This window comes from Psychrobacter sp. YGAH215 (assembly GCF_007280595.1).
GTDB lineage: Bacteria > Pseudomonadota > Gammaproteobacteria > Pseudomonadales > Moraxellaceae > Psychrobacter > Psychrobacter faecalis.
Genome location: NZ_VKLR01000006.1, coordinates 134,178 through 153,615, shown reverse-complemented (window position 1 = coordinate 153,615; position 19,438 = coordinate 134,178). Strand labels below are relative to the sequence as shown.

Here is a 19,438-nt window from a genome sequence, read left to right as displayed (position 1 = left end):
AAGCAAAAAGTTACGCAAGCACAATACGTGCAACGGTTATCTTGATGCTAGTCTATTTATAAGAGCGTTACTAAGACGCCCGCTGCTGTTATTTTTAAAGGAGTTCTATCATGAGTGAGCAAAACTCTCATCTAGTCTGTCCGCATTGCAGTGCCACCAATCGCATACCTGCAGCACGCCTTAATGCAGCACCGAAATGCGGCAAATGTGGTCAGCCATTATTAACGGCCACTCCACATGAACTCAATGCCCAGACGGTTAGCAAAGTTATTCAAAAAAATGAGGTATTGACCATCGTTGATTTTTGGGCGAGCTGGTGCCAGCCGTGTCTAATGATGGCTCCGCAGTTTAAAGCCGCAACCAGTCAGCTGCCGCACGTAGTGTTTGCTAAAATACAAACCGATAAATATGAGCAAGCGGCGGCACCTTATAATATCCGTAGCTTGCCGACGATGGTGGCCTTCAAAAACGGCAAAGAAATTGCGCGCCAGTCTGGAGCCTTACCAAGCGCTCAAATCGTACAGTGGGTAAGAAGCTTAAATTCTTAATCTCAGACTGAGTTACTGCTCGTCATGATTAAACATAAAAAAGCCAATATGCTTATCGCGTATTGGCTTTTTTTGTAAGAGACTTTCAAAGCTATGAAACAGGTATGAATGATTACTCACCATAAATCTTAATACCATTGGCAAAGCTACAGCGCTGTATACGAGCCGATTGGATAATGGCATCACGCTCACCATAAAGTCGCGATAATTTGGCATCACGGGCTTTGGTATTATTACTTTTACCCACGCCAAAGCTGATATTAGGTGAGATACCCCAACGTCCAGCGGAAACCCCAACGCCGACACCTGAGGCGGCTATGGTAGATTGCTCATTGCGCGCTGCATTGACATAGCGATTAACACGGCTATATTCTTGGCTTAGTGCTTGGCAGTCATAACTTTGGTAGGTGCTTGGTGGTACGTATTGCGGAGTAATATTACCTGTTGAGGCGCAGCCTGAGAGAGCAAAAACGCCAGCTGTGGCGAGTAGTGTTGCTGCAGTAAGAGTTTTCATAATGGCTCCGTTAGGCTACGTTTATGTGATGGTATCTACTTAAGATAGCAAAAAAAATATGATTAAGATATTGAAAAAATATGTCTTTTAGTCCCGACTAAAACAAATTACCCGGCTTGGTAAAGGCGAGTACCAAGATACCAACATAGGCAATACCCGCGATAAGAATGCCGGTTTTTCTTTGACTAGGCGTGGCTCTATCATTAAAGGCTTTAATACTGGCACTGAGTGCGGCAACCAATAAGATAACTTTAGCAAATACCCACTGTACTGGCGCATTGACACTCATGAGTTGCACGAGCATGCCAGCCCCTGAAATAATAATGACGGCATAGAGAATATGGGTCGATATTTTTACCGCAAATGGTGGCTTTTTGTTTGCGCTTAGTACCACATAGCTTTGGTATAAAAACAGCGCAATCAACAAGACGGCCATGAGCATATGTAGATGTTTCATTGGATAGGGTTTCCTTTAAAGGTGCCGTTTGCCAGCTTATCTATGTTATTTGGGAATAGCGTTAAGACTAATTTTTGAGACTAACTTTTATTTTGCCCTGCGCATAATGGGCTGTCAGGGCTTTGGCCTTGCCATTCTGTTGGCGTATAAGCATGGATAGCCAAAGCGTGGATTTGACCACCTTGTGAGGTCAAAAGTGGATTTGCTAGATTGTACACGAGCTGATGCCGCGCCACCAAGCGTTTGCCTTCAAAGGCATCACTGACAATGGTCAGTTTAAAATGACTTTCTTTACCGTCGAAATAACCGGCATGGTTCATTGATTCATTCACCAGTTCAATATGCTGTGCTGGCAGGGCTTGCAGTTCCTTATTTAGGGCGTCTGCAGTTGGGGTATGAGTTGTCATAGTATTCCTCGTTATTGTAATGCTTGGCCTTTCAAATGGCTGATGGCACTTATTATAGCAGACCCTGATATTTATACTGCAAGGCTCTACAAAGCCATCTATATCAGTAAAGAGCGGATTATTGATACGCATAAAAAAGCAGAGCGCAACCTTATTACGCTCTGCTTTTATCGTCCATTATTGTCGTCTATTGCTATTTACTATGAATACCATTTGCCATTAAATTTTAACGACGTGCTTTTTGATATAACGGCATTACCTTAGGCATCAATGACTGCAATTGCGCAATACGGTTGCTGCTGGTTGGGTGAGTACTCAAAAATTGTGGTGGCTCACCTTGACTGGCGCGTTGCATTTTTTGCCACAAGGTAATCGCGGCTTGCGGGTTGTAACCTGCACGTGCCATCAGCTCAAGACCGATTTGGTCAGCTTCTGCTTCTTGCGTGCGACTGTGCGGACGGCTTAAACCTAAGTCTCCTGCAACGTTAGCAAGCTCAGCCTGACCTTGCGATAGACCAAAAATACTGGCTGCGACACCGATACCCGTTTGCGTGGCATATTGACGCGATAAGCGCTCACGTGAGTGCTCGCGCAACGCATGAGACATTTCATGACCCATAATAGCGGCGATTTCGTCATCGCTAAGATTTAAGCGATCAATGATACCGGTGTAAAACATAATCTTACCACCTGGCATCACAAAGGCATTCAAATCGTTAGACTTAATGGTGTGAACTTCCCACTTCCATTTCGCTGCGTCAGGACGATAGACGCCCACTTGACCAATCAAACGGTTAGAGATATTTTTTAAACGATTGAGCTGGGCCTTATTGGTGTCAAGCAAACCGCGTGCACGTGCTTCTTGAATATTCTTATTGTAGCTTTGCGCTGATAGTTGCTGTACTTGCTCGCTAGAAACCAAAAGCAACTGCTGACGGTCAACGCCGACAGCGCCGGTACTGGTGGTACTTGAGCAACCAGTCAGGGTCAATGCCGACAAAGATGCCGCCATGATGGTGGTGGTAAATAGCTTCTTCATAAAACGTCCTCGCTGTAAATATATAAAAAAATTAAACAATATTGAAATTAAAAGGGTCGCGGTAAAGATAGTTTTTTATTAAAAAAGGTTAACTGATTAAAAACTTGTCATGCCTGCTGATCTACCGAAACAATAAAGCTCTACCGCAACTATCTATCGTTAAGCATAAGTATAATAATGTTGGCAAGTGAAAACCTAGACAGAAAAAGTAACAATAGGCAGTAGGATTGTAAATACGTTAAGTGCAAGTTTGCTACGCGTTTATAGTAGGCGTCATAAAATTTGCTACGATTTCTAAATATTTTAAACTTATAGTGTTATTATTAGGAATGAAAATAGTAATTGAAATCAATAATATATATGTTTTCTTGCCTTGAGAACCACTCAAAGCTTCAGTTACGGGCTAAAAAATTGAAAAAAGCTATTGACACCTACAGAATATTTGCTAAAATAGCCAGCCTATCGAGACGTAGTCGTTGTTAACAATATTACGATTTGATGTTTAGCGGGATTAGCTCAGTGGTAGAGCACAACCTTGCCAAGGTTGGGGTCGAGAGTTCGAATCTCTTATCCCGCTCCAAATATAGCTTGCAAAAGCACTAAAGCCTTACTTCTTATAAGAAGTAAGGCTTTTTTTTATATTTTAAATTTAGCACTTAACATTTAAAAGGCAAGTTGGCAGCGCTATTAAAAGCTTATAGATATAGTCAGCTCAAAATAAAATTGCTATGGTTAGGACAAACATCATAAAACAATTTGGATAAGTCATCTTGCATCCAGCCTTGGCGTAGAAACTTCACCTGAGCCCATTTTTTCTCCCACTCGAGCACAGCTCTCGTCTTGCGCTCGGGCAAAGCAGTGCTTTGCTTTATCCTCGCTCAGGATTCAGATCAGGGCTGTACGGCGGTAGCCAAAGAATACGATGACCATGCCTGTTCAGTAGCTTTTGAATGCGTTTATTCTTATGAAATCTGGCATTATCCATCACAATCACGCATTTGGTTTTAAGACTTGGGATTAGGGTTTGTTTGCACCAGTTGTAGAATATGCTGCTGTTGATGTTTGTCTCAAAGTAATCAAGCGCAAACAGCATCTTTTCATACAGAGCACCAATAACGTTGGTTCGCTTTTTACCTTGCCAGTTGTAGCTATCGATACAAGGCTTACCAATAGGCGTGTAACCATGAGAGCGAATGGTCTCATTCTCAAAGCCGCTTTCGTCCATATATACAATGGGGTAGCCTTGCTGCTTAAAGTGCTCAAGCTTATTCTGATACGCCGCTCTTTTGATCGGACAGGCTTTTGGATGTTCTAAAGTCTTTTTTTTGACTGATGCCTAGGCGCTTTAGGGCATGATGAATGCCTGTTTTACTACAATTTAAACGACGTGCTCGCTCATACTGGTAATCATCAGGGTGTTCTTTGACATCATTGAGTAGCACGTCATCTGGTATTTTATAGGGTTTGGTTTGCCTGGTTGTTTTACTATGAACACGTCTCTTCCAGTTTTGTATGGTGGTTGGGCTGAGGTTATAGAATTTAGCTGCCTCGGCAAAGGTCATACCCTCGTCTAAGCTTTTAAGAACTTGCATACGAAAATCTAGTGAGTAAGTCATGGTCTTTATAATAACAATTGAATTTGTTAATTAGTTTATAACACTTTTAAGTGGAATTGACTATAAATCCATGTTGCATCTCCTTATGACTGATGGATAACTTAAAATCATACTAGCAGTATAGTTTTAGAATTTATAGCGACTTAAAAAAACTGCTCAGTGTGCCAAATTGGTTTTATTAAAATTTATCCCAATAAGGGTCATCACCAAAACGCTCGGCAATAAAATCGATTAGATAACGACAGCGCTGCGACAAAAAGCGATTTTTTGGGTAGACCGCATAAGCGTTTAAAGTGGGCAGTTGGTACTGCTGCATAATGGGCACCAGCTTACCACTGGCTAGGGTTTTATAAGTGATGAAATTGGGCAAAAAAGCAATACCGTGTCCCTTTACCGCCATATCGCGCAAAAAATCGCCGTTATTGACTTTTATTTTTGAATTGATAGCGACTTGATGTTTTTTGCCTTGCTCGTCTATCAGCTCTATCGTGCTAGATTTACTCAGACCGTATTGTAAAAACGCATGCTTGGCCAAATCTTCTATGGTTTTTGGCGTGCCTATTCTAGTCAGATATTCAGGACTTGCACATAAGGTATAACGAATCAGCGCCAGACGTTTGGCTTGATAACTTGAATCTTGCAGCTCTCTAATCCGAATCGCTAATTCAAAGCCTTCTTCGACCAAATCGGTATGGCGGTCAGAAAAGTTTAATTCAAAGTTCAGATTGGGGTGCTGATTGGCATATTCATCGATGACATCGTTTAAGTGCATCAAGCCAAATGACAAAGGTGCAGTCATTTTTAAGGTGCCCTCGATACGTGTCGGCGCGCCACTGGTTTCCTCGTTTAGCGCGTCCACTTCGCTGAGGATATTACTTACCTTTTGGTAATATTGCTCGCCAGCTTGGGTTAAGTTTGATTGGCGCGTGGTACGGCTAATCAGTTGACTGCCCAAACGCGTCTCTAAATCCTTGAGTCGGCGGCTTACTGCTGATTTAGCAATATTAAGTTGCTCGGCAGCCTTAGTAATGCTACCCGCCTCGACAATACGCACAAACATCGCCATATCTTCTAGTTGTCCCATCTTAGCTACCTCCTTACTGTTATTTGGCTGTTATTATTTAGCGGTTAATCATATAAAAAATAAAAGACCGAGTTAAAAACCCAGTCTTTTTATCAATAACGCCAAATAGTTTAGACTGTGTTCCGTATAAAATACGGTTCAAAGTCGTCAAGCCGTCTTATTTAAGATCGGCTTTTTTACTGCCTTCTACTTGAACGACCAGTTTAATGTCTTTCATCATACCGCCATCGGTAAAGGTATTGATACCCCATTTGGTTCTATCAATCGTGGTTTCAAAATCACCACCGCACGCTTCAGCTTTTAATAAAGGACTGTCATAACAGTTAAATTTAGTGGCCGTTAAAGTGATTGGATGCGTCTGACCTAGCAGCGTTAAATCGCCTTTGACCGCTTTGACTTTATCGCCTTCAAATTCCCACTTAGTCGATTTAAAATAAGCGGTTGGGTGTTCTTTTACATTGAAGAAATCGGCAGATTTAAGGTGACCATCAAACGCTTTAATACCTGTGCTCAAGCTGCCCATCGGGATGGTAATACCGACAAAGCCTTTTTTCTCTTTAGGCGCGTACTCAAGCGTACCCGATAGATTATAAAAGCCGCCAGCGTTGGTCGTGGTACCAAAGTGATCGACGAAAAAACGTACGGCGGTATGTTTGGAATCAAGCTCATAAGTTGCAGCGTGACCTAGTGTGCTAAGCAAACCAAGCGTACCGATAGCAGCAAAAGTAATTGCGCGGTTTGTTTTTTTAATAGAATTTATAGTGATCATAAATCATCCTTTTTAAGTGAGTAAGTAGAAGCTAGCGTTAAGTATGTCTTACATAACAACATAATGAGTGTAGCAAAAAATTAGGATATTAAACGCTAAATGGCATCGAAAAATGTTTCTTTCTGTGGCGCTTATCTCTAGCGTCTAATAGTATGGCTAAAATGCTAACTGTCTTAATAGTGAGCATAAATAGCACGTAACGCTATTGTCGTTTTTAATATTGTACCAGTAGAATTGCTATTTGACTGTTCTCTAAAAGAGAACTTATATTTGCGATTATCTTGGTTTATCTGCTATTAAGCAACGACTACAATAATGCCATCATTTAATCAAACAAAAGTCTTTTAAATAAAATCTTTATAATCATGACTTTTATGTTATTGGAGAATACTTATGGATAAGCTGCAAGAGCTGAGCGCCCCAATTGGTCGCTTATTGTTATCGATGATCTTTATCTTTTCTGGCTTTACCAAAATTACTGGCTACGCGGCCACCCAAGGTTATATGGAATCGATGGGCGTACCGGGTATGCTATTGCCTTTGGTCATTGCTGTTGAGCTGCTTGGCGGTATCGCAATTTTATTAGGCTTCAAAGCGCGCTTGGTGGCGATTCTAATGGCTGGTTTTAGCATTGTGTCGGCGCTACTTTTCCATCAATTTTGGATTGATGAATCACAAATGAACCCGTTTATGAAAAATATTGCCATGGCAGGCGGTTTCTTGATGATTTTTGCTCATGGACCAGGCTCATATTCAATTGATAACAGTCATACGCGCAGAATCTAGTAGAGTAAATGGTTTAAACAATATCATCTTATGATCATAATCAAGGAGCCCCTATGAGCGCATCCATAAATATCGCATTAATTATCGGTAGTTTGCGAAAAGAATCCATCAATCGTAAATTTGCAAGCCAGTCGTCGCGTGCCTAATCCTATCTCTGCAGAGGCTGCCAAGCCGCCCAGTTTTTGGCAGCGACACCAAACGCCCGTATTATTAACCGTGGTCGGCGGTGCGATTGATACCATTGGTTTTATCACCTTGTTTGGTTTTTTTACTGCCCATGTCACGGGTAACTTGGTGATGGCTGGTAGTGGCTTGGTGAAAGGTGAGGCGGGTTTATGGATTAAACTTGCCGCTTTACCGCTGTTCATTTTAACGGTTATGGTCACCAAGATATTTATTGACCGCAGTAAAAATAAACAACTGACGCTAAGTCACTTATTTTTAGCAGAAGCGGCTTTTTTGACCGCATTTATGGTGGCTGGGCTTTATTATCAGCCGTTTGTTAATGCTGGCGATATTACCGTGGCAATAACAGGTGGACTCGGTCTCATTGCACTGGCGATTCGTAATACGGCTAGCAAGACAGTGATTAAGCACATGAGCCCAACGGTATTGATGACTGGAAATACCACGCAACTGGGTATCAATTTGACTGATTATCTCCTTAACCGAAACGCCGATAATGGCAAAAAACTGGCACACAGCTCAGTATTGGTGTTTAGCTTTTTAGTTGGCGCGTTAGTCGGTGCGCTGCTATATACGCAGCTGAGTTTTTGGGCTGTAGGTTTGTTTGTATTGCCCGTGCTGTATTTATCAGTGATGGCACGCGATAAAGAATTCTTAGCGCATATCGCTTAAGGAATACTACCAATAATAAATCTCACCTAAACCATTGCCAATAAAAAACGCCCTAGCTTTATTGATAGGGCGTTTTTTTGCTTGCTGGTTAAGCACTTATGTATCGCTATTCAAGGCGTAGCGTTATGAAATACTGAATTGTCTTGGTACTCTGGATGCTTGTCAATATAAGACTTTACATAAGAACAAGTTGGTTTCACTCGCAGGTTTTTCGCCGCTGCATCATCCAAAATATATTTGACCAGATAGCTTGCAATGCCTTGACCACCTAACTCTGCTGGCACTTCGGTATGTTTGTATTCAATACTTTTTTCATCACACTTTTATCGTAACTTTGGTCATAGTAACAGCTCATGCTAGTTGTACTGTTATGAGTATACAGAGTTCTGTTATAAATATATTACCTTAACTTTATGATGATATTGTTCTAAAAATAAGAATAGTCAATTGCGGATATTATTGTTTATCTGTTAGTAGACAACAATTATAATAGTTTCATTGTTTAAACGAGTTAATGAATGTCAAATTCTAAAGCAGTTTAACTTATTAATAATTAAGGATACATTATGAGAACCATCTATCATGCAGCAGATTCTCGTGGCGATGCCAACCATGGTTGGCTAAAGAGCAAACATACCTTTAGCTTTGCCAATTATCACAATCCAGAACGTATGGGCTTTGGGGCGCTACGTGTTATTAATGATGATTTTGTCATCGCAGGTCAGGGTTTTGGTAAACATTCACATCGCGATATGGAAATTATCAGCATTCCTTTATCAGGCAAGCTCGGTCACGGCGATAGCATCGGTAATAATGGCATCATTGAAACCGGTGAAATCCAAGTCATGTCGGCGGGCACGGGTATCACCCACAGTGAAATGAACGCCGATGACCATGAAGCGGTGAGTTTTTTACAGATTTGGGTCATTCCAAACAAAATGAACGCTGAGCCTCGTTATCAGCAAATCCGTATGGATGAATTGATGAAGCCAAATGCGTTTAACCAAATTTTATCGCCTAATAGCGATGATGCAGGCGTGTGGATTCATCAAGATGCTTGGTTTAGCATGGGTGATTTTGATAAAGGCGTGACAGAGACATATCAGCTTAAAAATCCTAACAATGGCGTCTATATTTTTGTCATTAGCGGTAAAGTCGTTATAAACGGTAACACTTTGGATACCCGCGATGGTCTAGGTGTTTGGGATACCAAGAACTTTACGATGGATGTCCTCGATGGTGCTAAAGTATTACTAATGGAAGTACCTATAAACTTTTAAGACTAAATGAGCTTTTAATGCCAAATAATAGACATTAATTTTTATCTTTTGGTCACACTAGATTCTATATCACATCATAAGAGGTAAATTATGAGTATTGAAACCCTAGAGCCGCGCTTAGCAGATGTGGGCGGCATTCCCATTGCTCGTCTGTTACCCAATAAAGGTAAGCAGCCAATTGGTGCTTGGTGCTTTCTAGACCATGCAGGTCCTGCTGAATTTAGCGAAGATGAAAGCGGTATGCAAGTCGGTCGTCATCCGCACACCAACCTGCAAACCTTTAGCTGGATGCTAAATGGTGAAGTACTGCACAAAGACAGCTTGGGTAATAAGCAAGTGATTACCAAAAACCAAGTCAACGTCATGACAGCAGGTACTGGCCTTACCCAAGGTATCAGTCATACAGAGCAGAGCGTTTTTCCTGATACCGGTGGTTCGGCAGATGCCGCTCGTGGTCTAAGTATGGTACAACTGTGGATTGCGCTACCGACCGATCAACAAATCGAACGCAGTTTCCACCATTATCCAGAGCTACCGACATGGCGTGAAGATAACGTCGAGATGGTATTGACGACGGGCAGCTATGACAGCGTCACAGGTAAGCGCTATGAAGCGCCAACCATTCAGTACTCAAAAATGGTCGGTATCGACGTTTACTTTTTAGAGGATGGTGAAGTTACGCTTAACCTAGAACCGGGTTTTGAATATGGTATCTTGGTGACAGAAGGACAGATTGAGTCTGAAGGCAAAATTTGTGAGCAAGATCAATTGTTCCGCTTCCACGATAGCGACGTCGGCAATAATAAAAGCATCAAGCTAGTCGCCAAAAAAGGCACCCGTGTGATGTTTATCGGCGGTGAGCCATTAAACAATCAAGTGCTGCTGTGGTGGAACTTTGTCGCCGACAACAAAGAAGAGATTGAGCAATCTATCATAGACTGGAACAACGGTCATGAGCGTTTTGGTAATATCGACTCAGACATGAAACGCTTGCCAGCACCAGAATTACCGCAAGGCTTTAAAGGTTAGTTTGTTTAGTTTATTTTGGTTTTCATAAACTATTAATAAGATATAATTACAAAAAGGAAGTATTGATTAAGGTCAATCTTTCTTATAATACAGCAGATTTGTTGATAGTACGGTTGCTTGGTATTACCCATTAATCGTACTCGTATTCATTAGCTTCTAATCACTAATATACTTAATCACTAATATTCCTAATAAATAATATGGAGAAAACTATGTCAGACCTAAAAACATTAGAGAAATTGGCAGAAAAACGTCGTTCAGTTTATGCTTTGAGCGATCAATTACCCGTTACAAATGATGAAATCGTCAAGTTGGTTGAACATGCGGTTTTACATACGCCATCGTCATTTAACTCGCAATCAACGCGTATCGTTGTTTTGTTTGGTGACGACCATAACAAGCTTTGGCAACTAACCGAAGATACCCTACGCGATATCGTCGATAACGAAGAGCAATTTGCGGCGACCAAGCAAAAAATGGATGGCTTCAAAGCAGGCGCTGGTACTATTTTGTTCTTTGAAGATCATAGCGTCGTCAGAGACATGCAAGCTGCTGCGCCTTTGTATGCAGACAAATTTCCAATTTGGGCGCACCAAACCAATGCGATGCACCAGTACATTATTTGGACGGCGTTAGCCAGTATTGATGTCGGCGCCAACTTACAGCATTACAATCCTATTATCGATAAAAAAGTCGCTGAAGAGTGGAATATCGATGAGCATTGGGAGATGAACGCGCAATTGGTATTTGGCGCTATCGAACAACCCGCAGGCGACAAGGAATTTAAGCCTCTCGAAGAGCGTATGAAAGTATTTGGTAAATAAGCTATTTTTTAAAATAGCTAGCAATTAGAAAGAGCGCCACTCAATGGATTATTGGGTGGCGCTTTTTCAACTGTATTAATCGGAAAAGTTAAGCTAGTAGCAGCATTAAATACCGTTTATTGAGCTTTTTTACGGCGCATCAAGCTATTAGCTACCCATGCTGGACCAATCAGCAAGAACTGCAAATCTTCAAAGAAAGACGGTTTTTTGCCTTCAATTTTATGGCCAACAAATTGTCCAATCCAAGCAACCACAAAGATAGCTGCCCAAACCTTAAAGCCCCACGGCAGTAGCGTCATCACTGATAAGCAAATGAGAATAAATATGCCCATTGCCAAAAACAGCGGCGTCGATAAACGCATATAAAATATTAAAACTAAGGCGCTCATCACCAAGGTGAACCAGACCGATAGCGACATGCCCATGCCTAAGATACTGACAAAAATGGTTGGAACACAGAGCCAATGGATTTTTTTATTGACTAGGTTTTGATGGCTGACAGAATATTCACTGAGCCATTGCTCAAGTGTGCGTTTCGACATACGGCCTTGACGGGTACGAGACATACTAACCTCCTTGTTAGCAAATAAATTTATTCTTACCAGTTGTAGCACTAATTGGCACAACCTGCCATTTTATCTGGTAAACCGCACAGTCAAAACATACTATCTTATTAACCTCATTTGTCTGTTTTTCAACTTTTTATGTTTTACCAAAATTATCCCTTAACGTACTGGTTGGGTTGACTCTCTAGAGTCTTGCTCGCTGCGATACCATTCATACAGTCCGACAAATGAATTAACTTGGTAAACCATGGTTTGAATGGCAAAGATATAATTGCCCGACATTAGGTTAACGGTTAGCCAAACGAAATTGGATAAAATCCATAACCACCAGTTAAATGAATAACGCAGAATCATCGCTGCCTGCGCAGTGATAGACAGCACAAAAGCGATAACATTAATCCAAAAGAAAGAGATAAAGCCCAAAAACTTACTATTATCATCTTCAACGACGGCGTAACCATAGCTGGCAAGTAAGTTATTTACTGTAGGAAACAGCGCCAAACCGATGACCATAAAAGCGATGGTTAATAGCCAAATCCAGCGACTGGCAGATTTGGGCACCATATCGCCATCGTCGTCGGTATGCTTGGACCAATAAAAAATCCCATAAAGATGACTAAAAAAGTTAAATAACGGCGCGAGCATCAAACCAACGGCGCCAGAAGTCGCTTGAACCACAAATTCACCTGCGGTCGCCGCCATTCCAAAACCATTACCTAGAATATTTTTGCGGAACGATAATGACACCACGCAAATCAAACCGATAAATGACACGGCTAAATAAAACCAATCAAGGGTATTGTGTTCGGTGGTCAGCCAAAAGCCTGCTGATAAAGCAATGACACCGCAGATAAACCATAGGACAATCCATTGTATCGCCCATTTCCCGGTGATGTTGTCTAGAAGCTGAATACGCATAACGTCTTTTTCCTCAAAGTATGAAAGCTATTATCGTTTTTTTTCTTATTTTAGAGTTATTTTTTTAACCGTATTTTTTCTATGGTTTTTTAAGTTTGTTATTTACCATAGATAAGCTTATCAATAATTAATAAAGCTTGCTGATAGCGGGCATCATAATCGGGCTGATCAATCATATGGAGCTCAATATCATGACGGGCAAAAATATCTAATAAGCGCTGCTCAAAGCGACCGCGAGCCTCAGGCGTACCCAATGAGCGCATGCCATCGTCAACCCATGGAGTATTGTTATCAAGCATGATGGTATGGTCTAAGCGAAACTCATCGATACATGCGCTCACAAAGGGATGGGTACGACCTTCGTACTCTTCACAAAAAGCCTGCGTGGTGACAAAATCTGTATCGATAATGGTTACGGGCGCTGTTGCCCTAGCAGCGGCAGCACGGATCGCTTGGGCATGATTGAGGGCAATGGGACCATAATCGCTATACTGCAATCCAATCTCGCTACCGCCCAAATCTGTACCGACATACAGCCGTCCCATCTCAAGCGCAAAGCTGGATCCATAATAGTTGGCAAGCTTATGTACCAAAGTCGTCTTGCCCGAGCTTTCACCGCCAACAATCGCCACCGTTTTGGTATAGTCGCCGCGCACTTGTGGGTGCAGCGCCGACCAGTGGGCGACCGGATTACGTGCAATAGCGTAAGAATCAAATTCAGATTGCAATGGTGTCGTGACTACTGGCATGACTAACTGTCCAGAAACGTCCGACTGCGCCAAAGGATGGTTCTCTGCAACGAATAATACCGTTTCTGTTGGCAGGCCTAATGCATCTTTTAAACGTTGCAGCTTGGCATTGCTCGCCACAATATCGATGCTTACATCGGCAAAGCTTTCATGTAGCGGCAGCTCAATCTCATCAGTGGTATGAATATGGATAAATGGCAAATCTGCACACGCCATCTGTAGCCAACGTGCCTTATCTTGCAAGGTAATATTGAAGTCTGGATGTGGAGCAGGGTGCATCATAATCACAATATGTAGCGTCTTTGCTTGTCCTGCGGCATCCAATATACTGCGCATTTGTCCTAAATGTAGCGGTTCAAAATGTCCAATCATTAATCCTGACTCGTACATAGCTTTCCTTATGTGCTGTTTTTATTTTAGTTATGATTCATCGTGGCAATTCATATTTCCTAAGCCTTGATGATTTAATAGCATGGTATAAAGGTTTGGATAGATTTACAGGTAGGTTATTGTAAATAGGCGTTATTTTATAAAGGACTTTTAATATTAAATTATCAATAGATAATAAAGTTTTTCCACCTAAACAGATTTAAAGTGATTGCTTGAACTTTTTAAAATTGTAACAGAATATGTAATATAAGTGAAACAAAGTGTATGATGAAACATTTTGAAATAGTTATTTAAAATCAGGAGTTTAGGCGTAATTATGAGAGCTTAGAGTAAGCTTAAGTAGCATAAACTCACAAAGCACGTCTATATCATCAACAGATAAAAAGTCAATAGTTGCTATACTTATTCGTAAGTTCAAAAGGGTTATGAATTTTTATAACGTTCCAAAATAAATTATAGAAAATAACGTTAAATAATACATTCAAAATAAGCATAAATAATAAGAGAGGTATTTGATTTGGCTAAGTTAGCAAAATTACATCGCTCAAGAAATAATCGTATGATCGCAGGTGTGATGGGCGGTATTGCAGAATATGTTGGCTGGTCGCCAACATGGGTTAGATTGTTATTTGTGATTGTCTCCACCATGAGCGCCGCTGTTCCAGGCATCTTAATTTATATTATCTTATGGATAATCATGCCTAAAGCAAATAATCAGTCTTATCACTAAAAGCAAAGTTATAAAGTTAAGATGAATATTGTTTGTCGATATTAGCGTTATCTAAATCTAAAGTCATCTAAATAAAGACAACGTTAAGAACATAAAATACAAGGCTAAAATAAAAATAATAGCCCATGAAAAAACAAAAAGCCTGACTCATCAGGATGCCTGCGACACACTTTTCCTCCTGCCCGAATGCTCACGCATTTGGGTATTTTTTTATCTCGTTTTTATATCTATTGGATTAACGACGCTGATAGGTAGATTTTGATGATGAACCAAGCAAATAACTGACTATTTAAGCGGTTTAGACAAATTTAATTGTGCTAAATATAGATAAAATGGTCAATTTTTAGTAAGGTGAGCAGGCAAATAGCGTCGTTGCCAAATAGGCCATACGCGCGCTATCAATATCTTATTTTATAATACACATTCCACCGCGGCGTTATGACATGCCCCAAACTATGACAATCCAAACCATGACAATCCAAACTATGACATCTCAAGCGACAACTTCGATGACACAAGAAAAACATGCTCAGCCGATGACTTTTCAAGATTTAATTCTTACCTTACAGAACTACTGGGCTGATAAGGGCTGTGTGGTCTTGCAGCCTTATGATATGGAAGTCGGCGCTGGTACCTTTCATACCGCGACATTTTTGCGCTCGCTAGGTCCTGAGCGTTGGAATGCGGCTTACGTGCAGCCATCGCGCCGTCCAACCGATGGCCGCTACGGTGATAACCCGAACCGTTTGCAGCATTATTATCAATTTCAGGTGGTTTTAAAGCCCAATCCACCCAATATCCAAGAGCTGTATTTGGATTCACTACGCGCTATCGGTATTGATCCATTAGTACACGATGTGCGTTTTGTTGAAGACAACTGGGAGTCGCCAACGCTTGGTGCGTGGGGACTTGGTTGGGAGATTTGGCTCAACGGCATGGAAGTCACCCAGTTTACTTATTTCCAACAAGTTGGCGGTATCGAGTGTTTCCCCGTGACAGGCGAGATTACTTATGGGCTTGAGCGCTTGGCGATGTATGTGCAAGGCGTTGATAGCGTCTATGATTTGGTCTGGGCAGATGGCGAATTTGGCCGCGTAACCTATGGCGATGTTTTCCATCAAAACGAAGTTGAGCAATCAACCTATAACTTTGAGCACGCTGATGTGCCAATGATGGGTCAGATGTTTGATTTTTATGAGCAACAGGCGGATAAGTTGGTTGCTGAAGGTTTGCCATTACCTGCCTATGAGATGGTACTAAAAGCGTCGCATGCCTTTAACTTGCTTGATGCGCGCGGTGCGATTTCGGTGACAGAACGTCAGCGTTTTATTCTGCGGGTACGTACGCTGGCGCGTAAAGTTGCCTTTGGTTACGTCGAAGCACGCGCCAAATTGGGCTTTCCGTTGGCCGATGAGGCCCATCGTCAAGCGGCGCTCGATAAGTATTTGCCAAAAGAAGATGTGCTAACTGAAAATACAGATGATAATCAAACTACTAACAATAATAAATAGGAGCATCCCATGAGTACTATTTTATTTGAACTGGGGTGTGAAGAGCTACCTCCAAAAAGCCTAAAACCGCTACGTGATGCGCTACAAGCCAGTGTCACCGAGCAGTTAAATGAAGCTGAAATTGGCTTCGATAGTATTAAAGCCTTTGCCGCGCCGCGTCGTTTGGCGATTCGAATTGAGGGTATCAGCGATAAGCAGCCTGATCGTAGCGAGCAAAAACGTGGTCCGGCTATTAAAGCGGCGTTTGATAGCGATGGTAATCCAACGCGCGCAGCGATGGGTTTTGCTAAGGGTTTAGGTATCGACGCCAGCGAGCTGATCACTATTAACACCGATAAAGGTGATTATGTCGGCTATGAGCAGATTATTCAGGGTCAAGCGACGACTGAGTTACTACCTACTATTTTCCAAACCGCGCTTGATAATTTGCCGATTGCTAAGCGTATGCGTTCTGGCGCGAGCCGCAATGAGTTTGTCCGTCCGGTACAGTGGGCGGTATTGATGCAAGATGATGCGGTTATTGATGCCACTATCCAAGGACATCAAACTGGCAAGCAAACGCGCGGTCATCGCTTCCACAGTCCTGACTATCACGAGATTACGCACGCCAATGATTATGAGCAATTGCTCGATGATTTAAAAGTCGTGGCGGATTTTGATAAGCGTCAAACGTTGATTAAAAACCAAGTCAAAACGCTAGCCGATGAAGTCAATGCCGATCCTATCGTCCCACAAGATTTGTTAGATGAAGTGACGGCGTTGGTTGACTTCCCGATTGCGCTGCGAGCAAACTTTGAGGCGCGCTTTTTACAAGTGCCGCAAGAGGCGCTTATCTCAACCATGCAAGCGGATCAAAAGTATTTTTGCTTGACCGATAAAGCAGGCAAATTGCAGCCTTATTTTATTTTTATCACCAATATTGAGTCAAAAGATCCCAATCAAATTATTGAAGGCAACGAGAAAGTCGTGCGTCCGCGTTTGGCGGACGCGGAGTTTTTCTTCTTGCAAGACCAAAAGCAGCCTTTATTTGCTTTGACTGAAAGCCTAAAAACGCGTGTCTTCCAAGATAAGCTAGGTACGATTTGGCAAAAGTCTGAACGTATTGCCAAGCTTGCTGCCTTTATTGCGACACTGATGCAGCAGCAAGGTCGCGATATTAATGTTGATGAAACTGTACGAGCCGCAATTTTATCAAAAGCGGATTTGGCCAGCTCATTGGTCGGTGAATATCCTGAACTGCAAGGTATCGCCGGTACGTATTATGCGCGCTTAAATGATGAACCTGAAGCCGTCGCGGCCAGCCTGCAAGAGCAATATTTGCCTAAGTTCAGCGGTGATGTATTACCGCAGACACCGATTGGTATTTGCTTAGCGTTGGCTGATCGTTTAGATACGTTGGTTGGTATTTTTGCTATTGACCAAGCACCGACTGGCTCAAAAGACCCATTTAGCTTACGTCGTTCAGCCATTGGAATTTTGCGTATTTTGATTGAAAAGCAATTACCAATTAATTTGGTGGCGCTCGTTGAGCAAGCGATTAAAGGTTATAGCACCAGTGAAGGCAGTAAAATTGCTAAAATGGGCGATACCTTTACCCAAGTGATGGCGTTCTTAAACTCGCGCTATCGGGCGATGTATACCGAGCAGGGCGTCAGTGTCGATACGATTCAAGCCGTGCAAGCAATCAATCCGCATATGCCGCTCGATTTTGATCAGCGTATTCGCGCTGTGCAAACGTTTAGTGAATTGCCACAAGCCGAAAAGCTTGCCGATTCAAACAAACGCGTTGCCAACATTTTAGCGAAATCAGAAGTAAGTGTCGCTGACACTGTGGATGAAGCGCTATTATCTGAAGCTGCTGAGCAAACGTTATATCAAGCGGTTCAGCAAGCGCAGATGGCGGTCAAACCTTTGCTAGAAACTGCTGACTATACGCAAGTATTGCAAACGCTGGTCAGTTTGGATGCGCCTTTGTCAGACTTTTTCGCTGACGTCATGGTCAATAGTGAAGATGCGGCGCTGAAAAACAATCGCTTAGCACTGCTCAAGCAAGTGCGCGCCTTATTCTTAACCGTGGCTGACATCAGTGAGCTGCAGCTGTAGTTTGTTCATTATAGTTCGACAGTGATAGACCTCTGTTAGTTTAAGCATCTATGAGGTTAATTTATTAACGACTTAAAAAACTGGCTGTATATGGCCAGTTTTTTATACGTTTATTCTACAGCGTTGGGTTTATAATGTCTTAGAACGTATCCAAAGGAGCATTGCCGTGTTGGCCGTTATCATTGTAATTCTTATTATCTGGGCTGTGATGTGGGGCTTTTATAAGTTTATGTACCCGCGTGCGCCAAAAAGCATGATGCCAAAAAAGGGCGATGTGACCACGCCGCGCCAGTGTGATTTTTGTGGCAACAGTTTGGCTGAGTATCGCGGTGTGCTGGAATCTACACCTACTTTAAATAGTAATAATGATATGGCCGCTAATAAAGCATTGTTCTTTTGCAATTATGAGCATCAAGCGGATTTTCATGCTGGTAAGACTTATCAAGCAGATGCCTAACTTGTAAGCCATAAGTTGTTAATCACAAGTCGATAAGCTTTTATCACCATTTAAAAAAGCGCTTAGCTCTGATGAGTTAAGCGCTTATCTTTTTAGAATACCTATTTAATATTGAGGCAAATTTATAAAATGGAATGCGCATCTTTCATAATTTTTTTGAGCAGTGCTTCAGACTGTTTGCTTTGTTGCAGACGATCTTCTTCGTTTCTTTCATGAATTTGGATTTTTTCATATAAATTTAAGCAGGTTAATACCAGCAGGTTTTCTTGGCTAAGACTTGGTGCATCTCTTCTTAACTTTAGAGCAAAGTCGTTGATATAGGAAACTGCTGCACGCAATTCTTCTTGCTCGTGTACAGGACAAAAAATAGGGTAGGTTACGCCCGCAATCGCCACATCGACCTTTTTAATTTGCGGCTCAGGGGCGCTTTCAGGTTTAGCAGCGCTATTTACCGTACTATTAGTTGTCTTGTTGTTATTTGCATTATTGTTTACATTGCTATTTGCATTGTTATTTTGCGGGTTCGAATTATTTGGCATGGCTTTTTGTGGTTGCGTGGTTTGTGTTTGACTGTCTTTTGCTGGAGTGGCTGTTGATTGAGTGGTTGTGGGTTGAATATTTGTGGGTTGAATGTTATGGGTCTGACTGCTTTGCAGTTGACGCTCTACAGGGTTTGCGCGGTCATCGGTCATGATAAATCCTACAATATGTGTCATTAAAGTGAATAATTAACTGTCATTCCTATAAATAGGGTGCTGATAAACCTAATAAACTTAAGTGCTGAATAGATAAAGTTAATCAGC

Annotated in this window: 23 protein-coding genes and 1 tRNA gene; 11 read left to right on the top strand and 13 right to left on the bottom strand. The window is 41.8% G+C overall.

The genetic code is table 11. The features are described from left to right. Positions 1 to 110: 110 nt before the first annotated feature. Positions 111 to 548 carry a thioredoxin TrxC gene (gene trxC / locus FOR85_RS03365; RefSeq protein ID WP_144296703.1) on the top strand — a complete coding sequence of 146 codons (438 nt, stop codon included), beginning with the start codon at positions 111 to 113 and terminating at the stop codon, positions 546 to 548. A 112-nt stretch (positions 549 to 660) separates the two neighbouring features. Here trxC and FOR85_RS03360 read toward each other — a convergent pair whose 3' ends face one another. The 4 genes from FOR85_RS03360 to FOR85_RS03345 form a co-directional block, all read right to left on the bottom strand. After that, positions 661 to 1,062, bottom strand: coding sequence for a hypothetical protein (locus tag FOR85_RS03360; protein WP_144296702.1), 402 nt, complete (start codon positions 1,060 to 1,062; stop codon positions 661 to 663). 97 nt (positions 1,063 to 1,159) lie between these two features. Beyond that, the gene (locus FOR85_RS03355; protein WP_144296701.1) at positions 1,160 to 1,519 is read right to left on the bottom strand and encodes a SirB2 family protein; all 360 of its coding nucleotides are present in this window, start codon (positions 1,517 to 1,519) and stop codon (positions 1,160 to 1,162) included. An 80-nt stretch (positions 1,520 to 1,599) separates the two neighbouring features. Continuing rightward, positions 1,600 to 1,926 (bottom strand): BolA family transcriptional regulator, encoded by a 327-nt coding sequence (locus tag FOR85_RS03350; RefSeq protein WP_144296700.1) that lies wholly within the window; start codon positions 1,924 to 1,926, stop codon positions 1,600 to 1,602. Positions 1,927 to 2,152: 226 nt separating this feature from the next. Further along, positions 2,153 to 2,965, bottom strand: coding sequence for a M48 family metallopeptidase (locus FOR85_RS03345; RefSeq protein ID WP_068407582.1), 813 nt, complete (start codon positions 2,963 to 2,965; stop codon positions 2,153 to 2,155). Positions 2,966 to 3,470: 505 nt separating this feature from the next. On the opposite strand from FOR85_RS03345, the gene FOR85_RS03340 reads away from it, so the two are divergent. Next, positions 3,471 to 3,545 (top strand) — tRNA-Gly (locus tag FOR85_RS03340). A 288-nt stretch (positions 3,546 to 3,833) separates the two neighbouring features. On the opposite strand, the gene FOR85_RS03335 is transcribed toward FOR85_RS03340, so the two are convergent. From FOR85_RS03335 to FOR85_RS03320, 4 genes are all read right to left on the bottom strand, one after another. Then, on the bottom strand, positions 3,834 to 4,256 hold the full coding sequence (locus FOR85_RS03335) for a transposase (protein ID WP_144296699.1): 423 nt from the start codon (positions 4,254 to 4,256) through the stop codon (positions 3,834 to 3,836). Next, a complete protein-coding gene (locus FOR85_RS03330) occupies positions 4,231 to 4,581 on the bottom strand; it encodes an IS630 transposase-related protein (protein ID WP_144296698.1) in 351 nt (116 codons plus the stop codon). The genes FOR85_RS03335 and FOR85_RS03330 overlap by 26 nt, the downstream gene beginning before the upstream one ends. Before the next feature lie 178 nt (positions 4,582 to 4,759). After that, the gene (locus tag FOR85_RS03325; RefSeq protein WP_144296697.1) at positions 4,760 to 5,665 is read right to left on the bottom strand and encodes a LysR family transcriptional regulator; all 906 of its coding nucleotides are present in this window, start codon (positions 5,663 to 5,665) and stop codon (positions 4,760 to 4,762) included. A 157-nt stretch (positions 5,666 to 5,822) separates the two neighbouring features. Further along, positions 5,823 to 6,434: a YceI family protein gene (locus FOR85_RS03320; RefSeq protein WP_082894368.1), complete on the bottom strand. Its 612-nt coding sequence runs from the start codon at positions 6,432 to 6,434 to the stop codon at positions 5,823 to 5,825. 393 nt (positions 6,435 to 6,827) lie between these two features. On the opposite strand from FOR85_RS03320, the gene FOR85_RS03315 reads away from it, so the two are divergent. Further along, positions 6,828 to 7,220, top strand: coding sequence for a DoxX family protein (locus FOR85_RS03315; RefSeq protein WP_144296696.1), 393 nt, complete (start codon positions 6,828 to 6,830; stop codon positions 7,218 to 7,220). Positions 7,221 to 7,358: 138 nt separating this feature from the next. Beyond that, positions 7,359 to 8,078 carry a YoaK family protein gene (locus tag FOR85_RS03310; RefSeq protein ID WP_373681936.1) on the top strand — a complete coding sequence of 240 codons (720 nt, stop codon included), beginning with the start codon at positions 7,359 to 7,361 and terminating at the stop codon, positions 8,076 to 8,078. A gap of 110 nt (positions 8,079 to 8,188) precedes the next feature. Here the strand turns inward: FOR85_RS03310 and FOR85_RS03305 are convergent, their stop codons facing one another. Then, positions 8,189 to 8,383 carry a GNAT family N-acetyltransferase gene (locus FOR85_RS03305; RefSeq protein ID WP_144296695.1) on the bottom strand — a complete coding sequence of 65 codons (195 nt, stop codon included), beginning with the start codon at positions 8,381 to 8,383 and terminating at the stop codon, positions 8,189 to 8,191. A 261-nt stretch (positions 8,384 to 8,644) separates the two neighbouring features. On the opposite strand from FOR85_RS03305, the gene FOR85_RS03300 reads away from it, so the two are divergent. From FOR85_RS03300 to FOR85_RS03290, 3 genes are all read left to right on the top strand, one after another. Beyond that, positions 8,645 to 9,358, top strand: a complete 714-nt coding sequence (locus FOR85_RS03300; protein ID WP_144296694.1) for a pirin family protein — start codon at positions 8,645 to 8,647, stop codon at positions 9,356 to 9,358. A gap of 90 nt (positions 9,359 to 9,448) precedes the next feature. Next, complete coding sequence (locus tag FOR85_RS03295; RefSeq protein ID WP_144296693.1) at positions 9,449 to 10,387, top strand: pirin family protein; 939 nt, start codon at positions 9,449 to 9,451, stop codon at positions 10,385 to 10,387. Positions 10,388 to 10,599: 212 nt separating this feature from the next. Further along, positions 10,600 to 11,211 (top strand): nitroreductase family protein, encoded by a 612-nt coding sequence (locus tag FOR85_RS03290; protein WP_144296692.1) that lies wholly within the window; start codon positions 10,600 to 10,602, stop codon positions 11,209 to 11,211. Between the two features lie 116 nt (positions 11,212 to 11,327). On the opposite strand, the gene FOR85_RS03285 is transcribed toward FOR85_RS03290, so the two are convergent. The 3 genes from FOR85_RS03285 to nadR all read right to left on the bottom strand — a co-directional run bounded on the left by FOR85_RS03285 (position 11,328) and on the right by nadR (position 13,834). Then, entirely contained in the window at positions 11,328 to 11,777 is a 450-nt protein-coding gene (locus FOR85_RS03285; RefSeq protein ID WP_144296691.1) for a DUF962 domain-containing protein, read from the bottom strand. A gap of 159 nt (positions 11,778 to 11,936) precedes the next feature. Further along, entirely contained in the window at positions 11,937 to 12,695 is a 759-nt protein-coding gene (gene pnuC, locus FOR85_RS03280; protein WP_144296690.1) for a nicotinamide riboside transporter PnuC, read from the bottom strand. 98 nt (positions 12,696 to 12,793) lie between these two features. Further along, the gene (gene nadR / locus FOR85_RS03275) at positions 12,794 to 13,834 is read right to left on the bottom strand and encodes a multifunctional transcriptional regulator/nicotinamide-nucleotide adenylyltransferase/ribosylnicotinamide kinase NadR (protein WP_144296689.1); all 1,041 of its coding nucleotides are present in this window, start codon (positions 13,832 to 13,834) and stop codon (positions 12,794 to 12,796) included. 517 nt (positions 13,835 to 14,351) lie between these two features. On the opposite strand from nadR, the gene FOR85_RS03270 reads away from it, so the two are divergent. The 4 genes from FOR85_RS03270 (at position 14,352) to FOR85_RS03255 (ending at position 18,635) form a co-directional block, all read left to right on the top strand. After that, a complete protein-coding gene (locus FOR85_RS03270) occupies positions 14,352 to 14,564 on the top strand; it encodes a PspC domain-containing protein (RefSeq protein WP_144296688.1) in 213 nt (70 codons plus the stop codon). Between the two features lie 536 nt (positions 14,565 to 15,100). Further along, entirely contained in the window at positions 15,101 to 16,075 is a 975-nt protein-coding gene (gene glyQ, locus FOR85_RS03265) for a glycine--tRNA ligase subunit alpha (protein ID WP_102077514.1), read from the top strand. Positions 16,076 to 16,084: 9 nt separating this feature from the next. Further along, positions 16,085 to 18,178 carry a glycine--tRNA ligase subunit beta gene (gene glyS / locus FOR85_RS03260; RefSeq protein ID WP_144296687.1) on the top strand — a complete coding sequence of 698 codons (2,094 nt, stop codon included), beginning with the start codon at positions 16,085 to 16,087 and terminating at the stop codon, positions 18,176 to 18,178. Between the two features lie 166 nt (positions 18,179 to 18,344). Beyond that, positions 18,345 to 18,635, top strand: a complete 291-nt coding sequence (locus FOR85_RS03255; protein ID WP_369957748.1) for a hypothetical protein — start codon at positions 18,345 to 18,347, stop codon at positions 18,633 to 18,635. Positions 18,636 to 18,757: 122 nt separating this feature from the next. Here FOR85_RS03255 and FOR85_RS03250 read toward each other — a convergent pair whose 3' ends face one another. Beyond that, on the bottom strand, positions 18,758 to 19,327 hold the full coding sequence (locus FOR85_RS03250; protein ID WP_223808490.1) for a cell division protein ZapA: 570 nt from the start codon (positions 19,325 to 19,327) through the stop codon (positions 18,758 to 18,760). Between the last annotated feature and the right edge of the window lie 111 nt (positions 19,328 to 19,438).